General features: G+C 54.3%; 12 protein-coding genes and 1 pseudogene. 12 read left to right on the top strand and 1 reads right to left on the bottom strand.

The genetic code is table 11. From position 1 onward, the window contains the following. Window positions 1–217: 217 nt before the first annotated feature. From dnaK to nhaR, 4 genes are all read left to right on the top strand, one after another. Window positions 218–2,131, top strand: coding sequence for a molecular chaperone DnaK (gene dnaK, locus SK51_RS00850; protein WP_006810169.1), 1,914 nt, complete (start codon window positions 218–220; stop codon window positions 2,129–2,131). A gap of 87 nt (window positions 2,132–2,218) precedes the next feature. Beyond that, complete coding sequence (dnaJ, locus tag SK51_RS00845; protein WP_008502040.1) at window positions 2,219–3,364, top strand: molecular chaperone DnaJ; 1,146 nt, start codon at window positions 2,219–2,221, stop codon at window positions 3,362–3,364. 173 nt (window positions 3,365–3,537) lie between these two features. After that, a complete protein-coding gene (nhaA, locus tag SK51_RS00840; RefSeq protein ID WP_023305418.1) occupies window positions 3,538–4,713 on the top strand; it encodes a Na+/H+ antiporter NhaA in 1,176 nt (391 codons plus the stop codon). Window positions 4,714–4,771: 58 nt separating this feature from the next. Further along, window positions 4,772–5,671 (top strand): transcriptional activator NhaR, encoded by a 900-nt coding sequence (gene nhaR, locus SK51_RS00835; RefSeq protein ID WP_003856462.1) that lies wholly within the window; start codon window positions 4,772–4,774, stop codon window positions 5,669–5,671. A gap of 58 nt (window positions 5,672–5,729) precedes the next feature. Here the strand turns inward: nhaR and rpsT are convergent, their stop codons facing one another. Continuing rightward, entirely contained in the window at window positions 5,730–5,993 is a 264-nt protein-coding gene (rpsT, locus tag SK51_RS00830) for a 30S ribosomal protein S20 (protein WP_003856458.1), read from the bottom strand. 101 nt (window positions 5,994–6,094) lie between these two features. On the opposite strand from rpsT, the pseudogene SK51_RS25820 reads away from it, so the two are divergent. The 8 genes and pseudogenes from SK51_RS25820 (at window position 6,095) to carA (ending at window position 14,756) form a co-directional block, all read left to right on the top strand. Continuing rightward, window positions 6,095–6,312, top strand: a pseudogene (locus SK51_RS25820) (DUF2575 domain-containing protein). Between the two features lie 7 nt (window positions 6,313–6,319). Continuing rightward, window positions 6,320–7,246 carry a bifunctional riboflavin kinase/FAD synthetase gene (gene ribF, locus SK51_RS00825; protein ID WP_023299293.1) on the top strand — a complete coding sequence of 309 codons (927 nt, stop codon included), beginning with the start codon at window positions 6,320–6,322 and terminating at the stop codon, window positions 7,244–7,246. A gap of 45 nt (window positions 7,247–7,291) precedes the next feature. Then, window positions 7,292–10,108, top strand: a complete 2,817-nt coding sequence (ileS, locus tag SK51_RS00820) for an isoleucine--tRNA ligase (RefSeq protein WP_032676685.1) — start codon at window positions 7,292–7,294, stop codon at window positions 10,106–10,108. Beyond that, on the top strand, window positions 10,108–10,608 hold the full coding sequence (gene lspA, locus SK51_RS00815) for a signal peptidase II (protein ID WP_023299295.1): 501 nt from the start codon (window positions 10,108–10,110) through the stop codon (window positions 10,606–10,608). Before ileS ends, lspA begins: the two co-directional genes overlap by 1 nt. 116 nt (window positions 10,609–10,724) lie before the next feature. Continuing rightward, window positions 10,725–11,174, top strand: a complete 450-nt coding sequence (gene fkpB, locus SK51_RS00810; RefSeq protein ID WP_022647009.1) for an FKBP-type peptidyl-prolyl cis-trans isomerase — start codon at window positions 10,725–10,727, stop codon at window positions 11,172–11,174. A 1-nt stretch (window position 11,175) separates the two neighbouring features. Continuing rightward, complete coding sequence (gene ispH / locus SK51_RS00805) at window positions 11,176–12,126, top strand: 4-hydroxy-3-methylbut-2-enyl diphosphate reductase (protein WP_022647010.1); 951 nt, start codon at window positions 11,176–11,178, stop codon at window positions 12,124–12,126. Between the two features lie 205 nt (window positions 12,127–12,331). After that, window positions 12,332–13,153: a 4-hydroxy-tetrahydrodipicolinate reductase gene (dapB, locus tag SK51_RS00800; RefSeq protein ID WP_023305420.1), complete on the top strand. Its 822-nt coding sequence runs from the start codon at window positions 12,332–12,334 to the stop codon at window positions 13,151–13,153. 454 nt (window positions 13,154–13,607) lie between these two features. After that, window positions 13,608–14,756 (top strand): glutamine-hydrolyzing carbamoyl-phosphate synthase small subunit, encoded by a 1,149-nt coding sequence (carA, locus tag SK51_RS00795; RefSeq protein ID WP_023299297.1) that lies wholly within the window; start codon window positions 13,608–13,610, stop codon window positions 14,754–14,756. Window positions 14,757–14,760 lie beyond the last annotated feature (4 nt).

The raw sequence follows: 14,760 nt of genomic DNA, 5'->3' as shown, positions 1-14,760 counted from the left end.
AATGGGCGGCATCGGCGCCGTCTATGATCTCATCGGGGTGAAATTAAAAAATTTTTTATCCTTCCCCCTTGATGGATGCCGTTGTGACCCCATCTTGTAAGCAACCGCAGTGTGTGGACCTGAAAAAAATCAAATCTGGGCAGTTGAAAAAGCACGTTCTGCCCTTATTACAGGTACACAACCACATGTTGACTGAATTTTTAGTGGAGACGTTTAGATGGGTAAAATTATTGGTATCGACCTGGGTACTACCAACTCTTGTGTAGCGATTATGGATGGCACTACTGCACGTGTGCTGGAGAACGCCGAGGGCGATCGCACCACGCCTTCTATCATTGCTTATACCCAGGATGGTGAAACTCTGGTTGGTCAGCCGGCTAAACGTCAGGCAGTGACAAACCCGCAAAACACCCTGTTTGCGATCAAACGCCTGATTGGCCGCCGCTTCCAGGACGAAGAAGTTCAGCGTGACGTTTCCATCATGCCTTACAAAATCATCGCAGCCGATAACGGCGATGCATGGCTTGATGTGAAAGGCACCAAAACTGCACCTCCGCAGATCTCTGCTGAAGTGCTGAAGAAAATGAAGAAAACCGCGGAAGATTACCTGGGTGAACCGGTAACTGAAGCTGTTATCACCGTACCTGCTTACTTCAACGATGCTCAGCGTCAGGCAACCAAAGATGCTGGCCGTATCGCAGGTCTGGAAGTAAAACGTATCATCAACGAACCAACCGCAGCTGCGCTGGCTTACGGTCTGGATAAAGAAGTTGGCAACCGTACTATCGCGGTTTACGACCTGGGTGGTGGTACCTTCGATATCTCTATTATCGAAATCGACGACGTTGACGGCGAAAAAACCTTCGAAGTTCTGGCAACCAATGGTGATACCCACCTGGGTGGTGAAGACTTCGATACCCGTCTGATCAACTACCTCGTTGACGAGTTTAAGAAAGATCAGGGCATTGACCTGCGTAACGACCCGCTGGCCATGCAGCGCCTGAAAGAAGCCGCTGAGAAAGCGAAGATCGAGCTGTCTTCCGCTCAGCAGACCGACGTGAACCTGCCGTACATCACCGCAGACGCGACCGGTCCAAAACACATGAACATCAAAGTGACCCGTGCGAAACTGGAAAGCCTGGTAGAAGACCTGGTTAACCGTTCTATCGAGCCACTGAAAGTTGCATTGCAGGACGCTGGCCTGTCCGTGTCTGATATTCAGGACGTTATCCTGGTAGGTGGTCAGACTCGTATGCCAATGGTTCAGAAGAAAGTTGCTGAATTCTTTGGTAAAGAGCCACGTAAAGACGTGAACCCGGACGAAGCGGTTGCTATCGGTGCTGCGGTTCAGGGTGGTGTTCTGACGGGTGAAGTGAAAGACGTACTGCTGCTGGACGTTACTCCGCTGTCACTGGGTATCGAAACCATGGGTGGCGTGATGACTCCGCTCATCAACAAAAACACTACTATCCCGACGAAACACAGCCAGGTGTTCTCTACCGCTGAAGATAACCAGTCTGCGGTAACCATCCATGTGATTCAGGGTGAGCGTAAGCGTGCGGCGGATAACAAATCTCTGGGTCAGTTCAACCTGGACGGTATTAACCCGGCACCACGCGGCATGCCACAGATCGAAGTCACCTTCGACATCGATGCTGACGGTATCCTGCACGTGTCTGCGAAAGACAAAAACAGCGGTAAAGAGCAGAAGATCACCATCAAGGCATCTTCTGGCTTGAACGAAGCGGAAATCGAAAAAATGGTTCGTGATGCCGAAGCTAACGCGGAATCCGACCGTAAGTTCGAAGAGCTGGTTCAGACCCGTAACCAGGGTGACCATCTGCTGCACAGCACCCGTAAGCAGGTTGAAGAAGCGGGCGATAAACTGCCAGCGGAAGACAAAACTGCGATCGAAACTGCACTGAGCGCGCTGGAAACGTCTCTGAAAGGCGAAGACAAAGCGGACATTGAAGCGAAGATGCAGGAGCTGGCACAGGTTTCTCAGAAGCTGATGGAAATCGCTCAGCAGCAGCACGCACAGCAGCAGGCGGGCGCTGATGCTTCCCAGAACAACGCGAAAGACGACGATGTTGTCGACGCTGAGTTCGAAGAAGTGAAAGATAAAAAATAATCGCCCTGATGCAGGGTAATTAATCGGCACGGGCGTAGGAGTATTCTCCACGCCCGTGCTCGCATGTTAAGGGGCTTAAAAAAACCAATGGCAAAGCAAGACTATTACGAGATTTTAGGCGTTCCGAAAACTGCGGAAGAGCGTGAAATCAAAAAGGCATATAAGCGCCTGGCCATGAAATTCCACCCTGACCGTAACCAGGGTGACAAAGAGGCTGAAGCCAAATTTAAAGAGATTAAAGAAGCCTACGAAGTCCTTACCGATGCACAAAAACGTGCGGCTTATGACCAGTATGGTCACGCGGCCTTTGAACAGGGCGGCATGGGCGGCGGTGGATTTGGTGGCGGCGGCTTCGGCGGCGGCGCTGATTTCAGCGACATCTTTGGCGATGTATTTGGCGATATCTTCGGCGGCGGTCGTGGTCGTCAGCGCGCGGCGCGCGGCGCAGATCTGCGCTATAACATGGACCTGACGCTGGAAGAAGCGGTTCGTGGCGTAACCAAAGAGATCCGTATCCCGACGCTGGAAGAGTGTGACGTTTGCCACGGCAGCGGCGCGAAAGCGGGGACTCAGCCACAGACCTGTCCAACCTGTCACGGTTCCGGTCAGGTGCAGATGCGCCAGGGCTTCTTCGCGGTGCAGCAGGCCTGTCCGCATTGTCATGGTCGCGGTACGCTGATTAAAGATCCGTGCACCAAATGCCACGGTCACGGTCGTGTGGAGAAAACCAAAACGCTGTCCGTTAAGATCCCGGCAGGCGTGGATACGGGCGACCGCATCCGTCTGGCAGGTGAGGGTGAAGCTGGCGAGCACGGCGCACCGGCAGGGGATCTGTACGTTCAGGTTCAGGTTAAACAGCACGCCATCTTCGAGCGTGAAGGTAACAACCTGTACTGTGAAGTGCCGATCAACTTTGCGATGGCGGCGCTGGGCGGCGAAATCGAAGTGCCGACGCTTGACGGTCGCGTTAACCTGAAAATCCCTGGCGAAACCCAGACCGGGAAGCTGTTCCGCATGCGCGGCAAAGGCGTTAAATCCGTTCGCGGTGGCGCGCAGGGTGACCTGTTATGCCGCGTGGTCGTTGAAACGCCGGTCGGCCTGAACGACAAGCAGAAACAGCTGCTGAAAGAGCTTCAGGAGAGTTTTGGTGGCCCGACGGGTGAGAAAAACAGCCCGCGCTCCAAAAGCTTCTTCGATGGCGTCAAAAAATTCTTCGACGATTTAACCCGCTAACCTGCCAGCTGGTTACTATCCTTTAAAGCCCGGAAGCGATTCCGGGCTTTTTGCTTTATAGCGTTATTCCTCGGTTAAACTGAATCTATAACCAATATTAATCTGTTTTTACCGATCTGTTTGCGCTGATATTATGGTTTTACCGAGGTATTGTTGTAAAAGAGAGTTTAAACGTGAAATTACTACACCGTTTCTTAAGCAGTGAGGCATCCGGCGGCGTCATCCTGATTATTGCTGCTGCAGCCGCCATGCTGCTCGCCAATATGGGCATGACGCGCGATCTCTATCACGCATTTCTGGAAACCCCCGTCGAGCTGAAGGTCGGGGCGCTGGAAATTAACAAGAACATGCTGCTGTGGATCAACGATGCGCTGATGGCGGTGTTCTTCCTGCTGGTAGGCCTGGAGGTCAAACGTGAGCTGGTGATCGGTTCTCTTGCCAGCCGTCAGCGCGCGGCGTTTCCGGTGATCGCGGCGATTGGCGGGATGATCGTTCCCGCGTTGCTCTTTCTCGCGTTTGCGTGGCAGGATCCGGTTGCGCGTGACGGCTGGGCGATCCCGGCCGCAACGGATATCGCGTTTGCGCTCGGGGTCTTAGCCTTGCTCGGTAGCCGCGTCCCGGTAGCACTGAAAATTTTCCTGATGGCGCTGGCGATTATCGATGACCTGGGCGCTATCGTGATTATCGCGCTGTTCTACACCAGCGATCTGTCGGTTCTGTCGCTGAGCGTGGCGGCCGTGGCTATTGCGGTGCTGGCGTTGCTGAACGTCTTCAACGTCCGACGCACGGGTATTTATATTCTGGTGGGGATGGTGCTGTGGACGGCGGTGCTGAAGTCTGGCGTGCATGCCACGCTGGCGGGCGTCATCGTTGGCTTCTTTATTCCGCTGAAGGAGCAGGACGGCAAATCGCCTGCCAGACAGCTGGAGCATGTGCTTCATCCGTGGGTGGGCTTTATGATCCTGCCGCTGTTTGCATTTGCCAACGCGGGTGTTTCCCTGGCCGGTGTTACCCTGGACGGACTCACCTCTGTGCTGCCGCTGGGTATCATCGCTGGTTTGTTTATCGGTAAGCCGCTGGGTATCAGCCTGTTCTGCTGGCTGGCGCTGAAGCTGAAGCTGGCGTCATTGCCAAATGGAACCACCTTTAGTCAGATTATGGCCATCGGCGTGCTGTGCGGTATTGGATTCACCATGTCGATCTTTATCTCGACGCTGGCGTTTGGCACCAGCGCGCCTGAGCTTATCGTCTGGGCGAAACTCGGCATTCTTATCGGGTCGTTACTGGCCGCGGTTATTGGTTATACCTTGTTGAAGGTGAAGTTGTCCGGACAGGCTGTCCAGGCATAACAGGAAACCGGGAGAAGGGAAGCCTTCTCCCGATAAACTATCAGGGAGTGAAAACGTGATGTCTCATTTGAACTATAACCATCTCTATTACTTCTGGCATGTCTACAAGCAGGGCTCGGTCGTGGGAGCGGCAGAGGCGCTCTACCTGACACCACAAACTATTACCGGGCAAATCAAAGCCCTGGAAGAGCGCTTACAGGGCAAGCTTTTTAAGCGGAAAGGACGTGGCATTGAGCCGAGCGAGCTGGGCGAACTGGTGTTCCGCTATGCGGACAAGATGTTCACCCTGAGCCAGGAGATGCTGGATATCGTTAACTATCGCAAAGAGTCGAACCTGCTCTTTGACGTGGGCGTGGCGGATGCGTTGTCCAAACGGCTGGTAAGCGGTGTGCTGGATGCGGCGGTGGTGGAAGATGAACAGATTCATTTACGCTGCTTTGAGTCCACTCACGAGATGCTGCTGGAACAGCTGAGCCAGCATAAGCTGGATATGATTATCTCGGACTGCCCAATCGACTCCACGCAGCAGGAAGGCTTGTTCTCGGTGAAAATTGGCGAATGCGGCGTCAGTTTCTGGTGCATTAATCCGCCGCCGGAAAAACCGTTTCCTGCTTGCCTGGAAGAGCGCCGCCTGCTGGTGCCGGGTAGGCGGTCTATGCTCGGACGTAAGCTGCTGAACTGGTTTAACTCGCAGGGGCTGAACGTGGAGATCCTCGGTGAGTTCGACGATGCGGCTTTGATGAAGGCTTTTGGCGAGGCGCACAACGCTATCTTCGTTGCCCCGACGCTGTACGCGCACGATCTCTATTCAGACGACAAGATTACCGAGATTGGCAGGGTGGATAACGTGATGGAAGAGTATCACGCCATATTCGCCGAAAGGATGATTCAGCACCCGGCGGTGCAGCGAATCTGCAACCGCGACTACTCGGCGCTGTTTACGCCGCCGGCAATCTGAAGACATAAAAAAACCCGCGTTAAGCGGGTTCTTTCAAACAAGCAACAACAAGTAGCGATTAAGCCAGTTTGTTGATCTGCGCGGTCAGGTTTGCTTTATGACGCGCTGCTTTGTTTTTGTGGATCAGACCTTTAGCAGCCTGACGATCCACGATTGGTTGCATTTCGTTAAATGCGTTCTGCGCTGCAGCTTTGTCGCCTGCTTCGATTGCTGCGTATACTTTCTTGATGAAAGTACGCATCATAGAGCGACGGCTTGCGTTGTGCTTACGAGCCTTTTCAGACTGAACGGCACGTTTCTTAGCTGATTTGATATTAGCCAAGTCCAACTCCCAAATATGTTCTATGTGGACAATTCAAAGGCCGAGGAATATGCCCTCTTTGCCTTCTTTTGTCAATGGATTTGTGCAAATAAGCGCCGTTAATGAGCGACGCTACGTTACGTAGTGATGGCGCAGGATTCTACCAGCTTGTCTTTCGTGAATACAGCCTTTCGGCATAAAAATCGCAGTTCTCGGGCAGATTTTTTTGCTGTGAAAGGTCAGCCTGATGAAATCATACGGCTTTCTGTTTCGCGTGAACAATCGCCGGTTAACCTTAACCGCCGTACAAGGTATACTTTGGCGATTTTCACTGTTTTGAGCCAGTCATGAAGCTGATACGCGGCATACATAATCTCAGTCAAGCCCCGCACGGGTGCGTACTGACCATTGGTAATTTTGACGGCGTGCATCGTGGGCATCAGGCGCTGTTGCAGGGATTGCGTAAAGAAGGGGAGGCGCGTGGCCTGCCCGTTGTGGTGATGATTTTCGAACCGCAGCCGCTGGAGCTGTTTGCTGGCGAGAAATCCCCCGCGCGGCTGACGCGTCTGCGTGAGAAGTTACGCTACCTGGCGGAGTCCGGCGTGGACTACGTCCTGTGCGTACGCTTCGACCGTCGGTTTGCCGCGCTGACCGCACAAAACTTTGTCAGCGATCTGTTGGTCAGGCAGCTTGGCGTGCAGTTTCTCGCCGTGGGCGATGATTTCCGCTTTGGCGCTGGTCGTCAGGGCGATTTCTTGTTATTACAGAAGGCTGGCCTGGAGTACGGGTTTGACGTCACCAGTACGATGACCTTCTGTGAGGGCGGGGTGCGCGTCAGCAGCACGGCGGTACGTCAGGCTCTGGCGAACGATGAACTGGACACGGCAGAAACGCTGCTGGGTCATCCGTTCACAATTTCAGGTCGTGTGGTCCATGGCGATGCGCTGGGCCGCACGATAGGTTTTCCGACGGCGAATATACCGCTGCGTCGTCAGGTCTCCCCGGTTAAAGGGGTCTATGCGGTGGAAGTGGCAGGACTGGGTGAGAAGCCTTTCTACGGTGTTGCCAACATTGGTACACGTCCAACGGTTTCCGGTGTGCGTCAACAGTTAGAAGTACACCTGCTGGACGTTGTAATGGACCTCTACGGTCGCCATATAGATGTGATACTGCGTAAAAAAATACGCAATGAACAGCGATTCGCTTCGCTGGATGAACTTAAGGCGCAAATCGCGCGAGATGAATTAACGGCCCGCGAGTTTTTTGGGCTTTAGAACCGGCTTAACTGCCTACGTGATAAATACGGAACCGAGAATCTGATGAGTGACTATAAATCAACCCTGAATTTGCCGGAAACAGGGTTCCCGATGCGCGGCGATCTCGCCAAGCGCGAACCGGGAATGCTGGCGCGTTGGACTGATGATGACCTGTACGGCATCATTCGTGCAGCCAAAAAAGGCAAAAAAACCTTCATTCTGCATGATGGCCCTCCCTATGCGAATGGCAGCATTCATATTGGTCACTCTGTAAACAAGATTCTGAAAGACATTATCGTGAAGTCCAAAGGACTCGCGGGATATGACTCGCCTTATGTTCCGGGCTGGGACTGCCATGGTCTGCCAATCGAGCTGAAAGTCGAGCAAGAGTACGGTAAGCCGGGTGAGAAGTTCACCGCCGCAGAGTTCCGCGCGAAATGCCGCGAATACGCTGCCACCCAGGTTGACGGTCAGCGCGCTGACTTCATCCGTCTGGGCGTGCTGGGCGACTGGTCGCACCCGTACCTGACCATGGACTTCAAAACCGAAGCCAACATTATCCGTGCGCTGGGTAAAATCATCGGCAACGGTCACCTGCATAAAGGCGCTAAGCCGGTGCACTGGTGCGTGGACTGCCGTTCTGCGCTGGCAGAAGCGGAAGTAGAGTATTACGACAAAACCTCGCCTTCTATCGACGTGGCGTTCGAAGCGGTCGATCAGGATGCGATCAAAGCTAAATTTGGCCTGCCAGGCGTAAGCGGTCCAGTCTCGCTGGTTATCTGGACCACCACCCCGTGGACGTTACCAGCCAACCGTGCCATTTCCCTGTCCGGTGAGTTTGAGTACGCCCTGGTACAAATTGATGGTCGCGCGGTTATCCTGGCAAAAGATCTGGTTGAAAGCGTGCTTAAACGCGCGAACATCACTGATTACAGCGTGCTGGGTACCGTAAAAGGCGACGCGCTGGAGCTGATGCGCTTCAAACACCCGTTCCTGGACTTCGACGTTCCGGCGATCCTGGGCGACCACGTCACGCTGGACGCGGGTACCGGTGCGGTGCATACCGCCGGCGGCCACGGTCCTGACGACTACAACATCAGCCTGAAATACGGTCTGGAAATCGCCAACCCGGTCGGTCCGGATGGCTCTTACCTGCCTGGCACCTACCCGGCGCTGGACGGTATCAACGTCTTTAAAGCCAACGACATCATCGTTGACATGCTTCGCACCAGCGGCGCGCTGCTGCACGTTGAGAAAATGCAGCACAGCTATCCGTGCTGCTGGCGCCATAAGACCCCGATTATCTTCCGTGCGACCCCGCAGTGGTTCGTCAGCATGGACCAGAAAGGCCTGCGCGAGCAGTCTCTGAAAGAGATCAAAGGCGTGCAGTGGATCCCGGACTGGGGCCAGGCGCGTATCGAATCCATGGTGGCTAACCGTCCTGACTGGTGTATCTCCCGTCAGCGCACCTGGGGCGTGCCGATGTCGCTGTTCGTGCATAAAGAGACGCAGGAACTGCACCCGAACACCCTGGAACTGATGGAAGAGGTGGCGAAGCGCGTTGAAGTTGACGGCATTCAGGCGTGGTGGGATCTCGATTCCCGTGACATCCTGGGCGCTGACGCGGACAACTACGAGAAAGTGCCGGATACCCTGGACGTGTGGTTCGACTCCGGGTCTACCCACTCCTCCGTGATTGACGTGCGCCCTGAGTTCGCCGGTCACGCTGCCGACATGTATCTGGAAGGCTCCGACCAACACCGCGGCTGGTTCATGTCATCCCTGATGATCTCCACCGCCATGAAGGGCAAAGCACCTTACCGCCAGGTACTGACCCACGGCTTCACCGTGGATGGTCAGGGCCGTAAGATGTCCAAATCCATCGGTAACACCGTTTCTCCGCAGGACGTGATGAACAAGCTGGGCGCGGATATTCTACGCCTGTGGGTGGCATCCACCGACTACACGGGCGAAATGGCGGTGTCTGACGAGATCCTGAAACGTGCTGCTGACAGCTATCGTCGTATCCGTAACACCGCGCGTTTCCTGCTGGCGAACCTGAACGGGTTTGATCCGGTAAAAGACATGGTGCAGCCGGAAGAGATGGTGGTGCTCGATCGCTGGGCGGTAGGCTGCGCGAAAGCGGCACAGGAAGATATTCTGAAAGCCTATGAGTCTTACGACTTCCACGAAGTGGTGCAGCGCCTGATGCGCTTCTGCTCCATTGAGATGGGGTCGTTTTATCTCGACATCATCAAAGACCGCCAGTATACCGCGAAAGCGGACAGCGTAGCGCGTCGTAGCTGCCAGACCGCGCTGTTCCACATCGCAGAGGCGCTGGTACGCTGGATGGCGCCGATTATGTCCTTCACCGCAGATGAAATCTGGGGTTACCTGCCGGGCGACCGTGAGAAGTATGTCTTCACCGGCGAGTGGTACGAAGGTCTGTTCGACCTCTCCAGCACTGAAGCAATGAACGACGCCTACTGGGACGAGCTGCTGAAAGTGCGTGGCGAAGTGAACAAGGTTATCGAGCAGGCGCGCGCTGACAAGAAAGTCGGTGGCTCTCTGGAAGCGACGGTGACCCTGTACGCAGAGCCTGAGCTGGCCGCGAAGCTGACCGCGCTGGGCGATGAATTACGATTTGTCCTGTTGACCTCCGGTGCGAAAGTTGCGGATTATGCCGAGGCATCTGCTGATGCTCAGCAGAGCGAACTGCTCAAAGGACTGAAGGTCGCACTGAGCAAAGCCGATGGTGAAAAATGCCCGCGTTGCTGGCATTACACTACCGATGTCGGCCAGGTGGCGGAACACGCAGACATCTGCGGACGCTGTGTAAGCAACGTCGCCGGCGACGGCGAAAAACGTAAGTTTGCCTGATGAGTAAAACTCTCTGTTCAACAGGACTGCGCTGGCTGTGGCTGGTGGTAGTGGTGCTGATTATTGATTTGGGCAGCAAGTTCCTGATCCTCCAGAATTTCGCTCTGGGGGATACGGTCCCGCTGTTCCCGTCGCTTAACCTGCACTACGCCCGCAACTACGGCGCGGCGTTTAGTTTCCTTGCCGACAGCGGTGGCTGGCAGCGTTGGTTCTTCGCAGGTATCGCAATGGGTATCTGCGTCGTGCTCGCGGTGCTGATGTACCGCTCGAAGGCCACGCAAAAGCTGAATAACATCGCCTACGCGCTGATCATTGGTGGCGCACTGGGTAACCTGTTTGACCGCCTGTGGCACGGCTTTGTAGTCGATATGATCGACTTCTACGTCGGCGACTGGCACTTTGCGACCTTTAACCTCGCCGATAGCGCAATATGCGTTGGTGCAGCGTTAATCGTGCTGGAAGGCTTCTTGCCTAAACCGGCCGCGAAAGAGCAGGTGTAACAAAACCAGCCGGGTGACGCGTAGCGATCCCGGCCTACAGAATTTGTGGCCCCCGTAGGCCCGGTAAGCGTAGCGCCACCGGGCAATAGGTGACCCAAAACAAGCGAGCAATTTGCATGTCTAAATCCGTACAGAGCAACAGCGCGGTTCTCGTTCATTTCACGCTGAAGCTGGATGACGGCTCCACGGCCGAATCCACCCGCAACAATGGCAAACCGGCGCTGTTTCGTCTGGGCGACACCTCCCTGTCTGAAGGCCTCGAACAACAGCTTCTCGGGCTGAAAGAGGGTGAGAAAAAAGCGTTCTCACTGGAGCCGGATGCGGCATTCGGTGTGCCAAGCCCGGATCTGATTCAGTACTTCTCGCGCCGTGAGTTTATGGATGCGGGTGAACCGGAGATCGGGGCGATTATGCTCTTTACCGCTATGGACGGCAGCGAAATGCCTGGCGTGATCCGCGAAATCAACGGGGATTCCATCACCGTTGACTTCAACCATCCGCTTGCCGGGCGTACCGTTCATTTTGATGTAGAAGTGCTGGAGATCGATCCGGCGCTGGAGGACTGAGATGCAGATCCTGTTGGCTAACCCGCGCGGTTTTTGCGCCGGTGTAGACCGCGCTATCAGCATTGTTGAAAATGCGCTGGAGATTTACGGCGCGCCGATTTACGTGCGTCACGAAGTGGTGCACAACCGCTACGTGGTCGACAGCCTGCGCGAGCGCGGTGCGATTTTTATCGAGCAGATCAGCGAAGTGCCGGACGGCGCAATCCTCATCTTCTCCGCGCACGGCGTATCCCAGGCCGTACGTAACGAAGCCAAAAGCCGCGATCTGACCGTATTCGATGCCACCTGTCCGTTAGTGACCAAGGTGCATATGGAAGTGGCGCGTGCAAGCCGTCGTGGTGAAGAGTCGATTCTGATTGGCCATGCCGGTCACCCGGAAGTTGAAGGCACCATGGGTCAGTACAGCAACCCGGAAGGGGGTATGTATCTGGTTGAGTCGCCGGAAGACGTTTTTACGCTGAATGTGAAAAACGAAGCGCGTCTGTCGTTTATGACCCAGACGACGCTTTCCGTGGACGACACCTCAGACGTGATTGACGCCCTGCGCCAGCGCTTCCCAAAAATCGTCGGGCCGCGCAAAGATGATATCTGCTACGCAACCACCAACCGTCAGGAAGCCGTGCGCGCGTTGGCTGAACAGGCGGACGTGGTGCTGGTGGTCGGTTCAAAAAACTCCTCTAACTCTAACCGTCTGGCCGAACTGGCGCAGCGTATGGGGAAAGCGGCGTTTCTGATCGACGACGCAACGGACATTCAGGAAGCGTGGGTGAAAAACGCGGCCTGCGTCGGTGTTACCGCAGGTGCTTCAGCGCCAGATATTCTGGTGCAAAACGTCATTGCCCGCCTGCAAGAGCTGGGTGGTGGCGAAGCGGTGCCGCTGGAAGGCCGTGAAGAGAATATTGTCTTTGAAGTGCCGAAAGAGCTGCGAATTGACGCCCGCGAAGTGGAATAATTTCTTTTCTGATGAAAGGCCAGCACCTTCTGTGCTGGCCTTTTTTTTGCTTCGTATCTTATCGTGACGACAAAATCATGTCTTTTACTGATATCTGAGTCGGTTTCACGTTAAATTCTAATTATTGGTGTTTTCAGTTGGCAGCCTTAGCGAAGGCTGGTTAATCTGAAAACGGTTTACATCATTTTAACGTAAGAGAATAACTATGCATGATGCACAGATCCGTGTCGCCATTGCGGGCGCGGGTGGACGTATGGGTCGCCAGCTGATTCAGGCGGCACTACAGATGGATGGCGTGGCACTTGGCGCGGCGCTGGAGCGTGAAGGTTCATCCCTGCTGGGCTCCGATGCGGGCGAGCTGGCAGGCGCGGGCAAGACAGGCGTTACCGTGCAGAGCAACCTGGAGGCGGTAAAAGAAGACTTTGACGTGTTCATCGACTTTACCCGTCCGGAAGGCACTTTGACTCACCTGGCGTTTTGCCGCCAGCACGGTAAAGGGATGGTGATTGGCACCACCGGTTTCGATGATGCCGGTAAACAGGCCATTCAGGAAGCAGCCGCCGACATTGCAATTGTCTTCGCCGCGAACTTTAGCGTAGGCGTTAACGTTATGCTGAAACTGCTGGAAAAGGCAGCGAAGGTGATGGGCGACTATACCGACATTGAGATTATTGAAGCGCACCACCGCCATAAAGTCGATGCCCCATCTGGCACGGCGCTGGCGATGGGCGAAGCGATTGCTTATGCAATGGATAAAGATTTGAAAGACATCGCGGTCTATTCTCGCGAAGGTCACACTGGCGAGCGCGTGCCTGGCACCATTGGTTTTGCCACCGTTCGCGCGGGTGATATCGTCGGCGAACATACCGCTATGTTCGCCGATATTGGTGAAAGGGTCGAAATCACACATAAAGCATCCAGCCGCATGACGTTTGCAAACGGGGCGGTACGCTCCGCACTGTGGCTAAAAGGTAAGCCAAATGGTCTTTTTGAAATGCGAGATGTGCTCGAACTCAACAATTTGTAAGCGTTATTACCCATCGTGATGTGGTTATTGCAGTCGTAACTGTTTGATTGCATAGGGCAATATTTTATTGCCCTTTTATTTTGTCTATTTCAAAGAATTATTGCATTTAACTCATTTAAAGTAAGTGTTTTCATGCTATTTTATGTTGCTGTACTGTAAATTTTGACCATCTGGTCCACTTTTTATTCCCGCAAGACGATTGTTTCTTTTAAACTGCCTGCGCAAGCGGTTTCCACAGTGATTTAGTTGATCTTTTTGCCGCTTAATTTGAAATCAAGCCATCAGGCCTGCAAAAGAATAAACAAAATCCCCGTTTTAAGTTGACTTTTACATGGCAAATCCCCAGAATGCCGCCGTTTGCCAAAAATCCGCTGGCAACACATTTGCATTGATTCATGACATGGTTATGAATTAATATGCAAATAAAGTGAGTGAATATTCTCTGGAGGGTGTTTTGATTAAGTCAGCGCTATTGGTTCTGGAAGACGGAACCCAGTTTATCGGTCGGGCCATAGGGGCAACGGGTTCGGCGGTTGGGGAAGTCGTTTTCAATACTTCAATGACCGGTTATCAAGAAATCCTCACTGATCCTTCCTATTCTCGCCAAATCGTTACTCTTACTTATCCTCATATCGGCAATGTCGGCACCAATGCGGCTGACGAAGAATCCTCTCAGGTACATGCGCAAGGCCTGGTCATTCGCGACCTGCCGCTGATTGCCAGCAACTTCCGCAACACCGAAGACCTCTCTTCTTACCTGAAGCGCCATAACATTGTGGCGATTGCCGATATCGATACCCGTAAGCTGACGCGTCTGCTGCGCGAGAAGGGTGCACAAAATGGCTGCATCATCGCAGGGGACAACCTCGATGCGGCGCTGGCGCTGGAAAAAGCGAAAGCCTTCCCGGGCCTGAACGGGATGGACCTGGCGAAAGAAGTGACTACCACAGAAGCCTACAGCTGGACGCAGGGAAGCTGGACGCTGGAAGGCGACCTGCCGGAAGCGAAACCGGAAAGCGAGCTGCCGTTCCACGTGGTGGCCTACGATTTTGGTGCCAAGCGCAACATCCTGCGTATGCTGGTTGACCGTGGCTGCCGCCTGACGGTCGTCCCGGCACAAACGTCTGCGGAAGATGTTCTGAAGATGAACCCGGACGGCATCTTCCTCTCTAACGGTCCTGGCGACCCGGCGCCGTGTGACTACGCTATCGACGCCATTAAGTCCTTCCTTGAAACCGATATCCCGGTATTCGGCATCTGTCTCGGCCATCAGCTGCTGGCGCTGGCGAGCGGAGCGAACACCGTCAAGATGAAGTTCGGCCACCATGGTGGTAACCACCCGGTGAAAGATATCGACAACAACACGGTAATGATCACCGCGCAGAACCACGGCTTCGCTGTGGATGAAGCGACGATGCCAGCTAACCTGCGCGTGACGCATAAGTCACTGTTCGATGGTACCTTGCAGGGTATCCATCGCACCGATAAGCCTGCGTTCAGCTTCCAGGGCCACCCTGAAGCCAGCCCGGGCCCACACGATGCCGCGCCGCTGTTCGATCACTTCATCGAACTTATCGAGCAATACCGTAAGACTGCTAAATAATCAG

The organism is Enterobacter sp. MGH85 (genome assembly GCF_001037655.1).
GTDB lineage: Bacteria > Pseudomonadota > Gammaproteobacteria > Enterobacterales > Enterobacteriaceae > Enterobacter > Enterobacter intestinihominis.
This window is presented reverse-complemented; position numbering and strand designations above follow the sequence as displayed.

Excerpts from the sequence above, each read along its gene's own strand:
- fkpB (WP_022647009.1), top strand. The coding sequence starts at position 10,725 with ATGTCTAAATCCGTACAGAGCAACAGCGCGGTTCTCGTTCATTTCACG.
- dapB (WP_023305420.1), top strand. The coding sequence starts at position 12,332 with ATGCATGATGCACAGATCCGTGTCGCCATTGCGGGCGCGGGTGGACGT.
- ileS (WP_032676685.1), top strand. The coding sequence starts at position 7,292 with ATGAGTGACTATAAATCAACCCTGAATTTGCCGGAAACAGGGTTCCCG.
- nhaR (WP_003856462.1), top strand. The coding sequence starts at position 4,772 with ATGTCTCATTTGAACTATAACCATCTCTATTACTTCTGGCATGTCTAC.
- ribF (WP_023299293.1), top strand. The coding sequence starts at position 6,320 with ATGAAGCTGATACGCGGCATACATAATCTCAGTCAAGCCCCGCACGGG.
- lspA (WP_023299295.1), top strand. The coding sequence starts at position 10,108 with ATGAGTAAAACTCTCTGTTCAACAGGACTGCGCTGGCTGTGGCTGGTG.
- dnaJ (WP_008502040.1), top strand. The coding sequence starts at position 2,219 with ATGGCAAAGCAAGACTATTACGAGATTTTAGGCGTTCCGAAAACTGCG.
- dnaK (WP_006810169.1), top strand. The coding sequence starts at position 218 with ATGGGTAAAATTATTGGTATCGACCTGGGTACTACCAACTCTTGTGTA.
- ispH (WP_022647010.1), top strand. The coding sequence starts at position 11,176 with ATGCAGATCCTGTTGGCTAACCCGCGCGGTTTTTGCGCCGGTGTAGAC.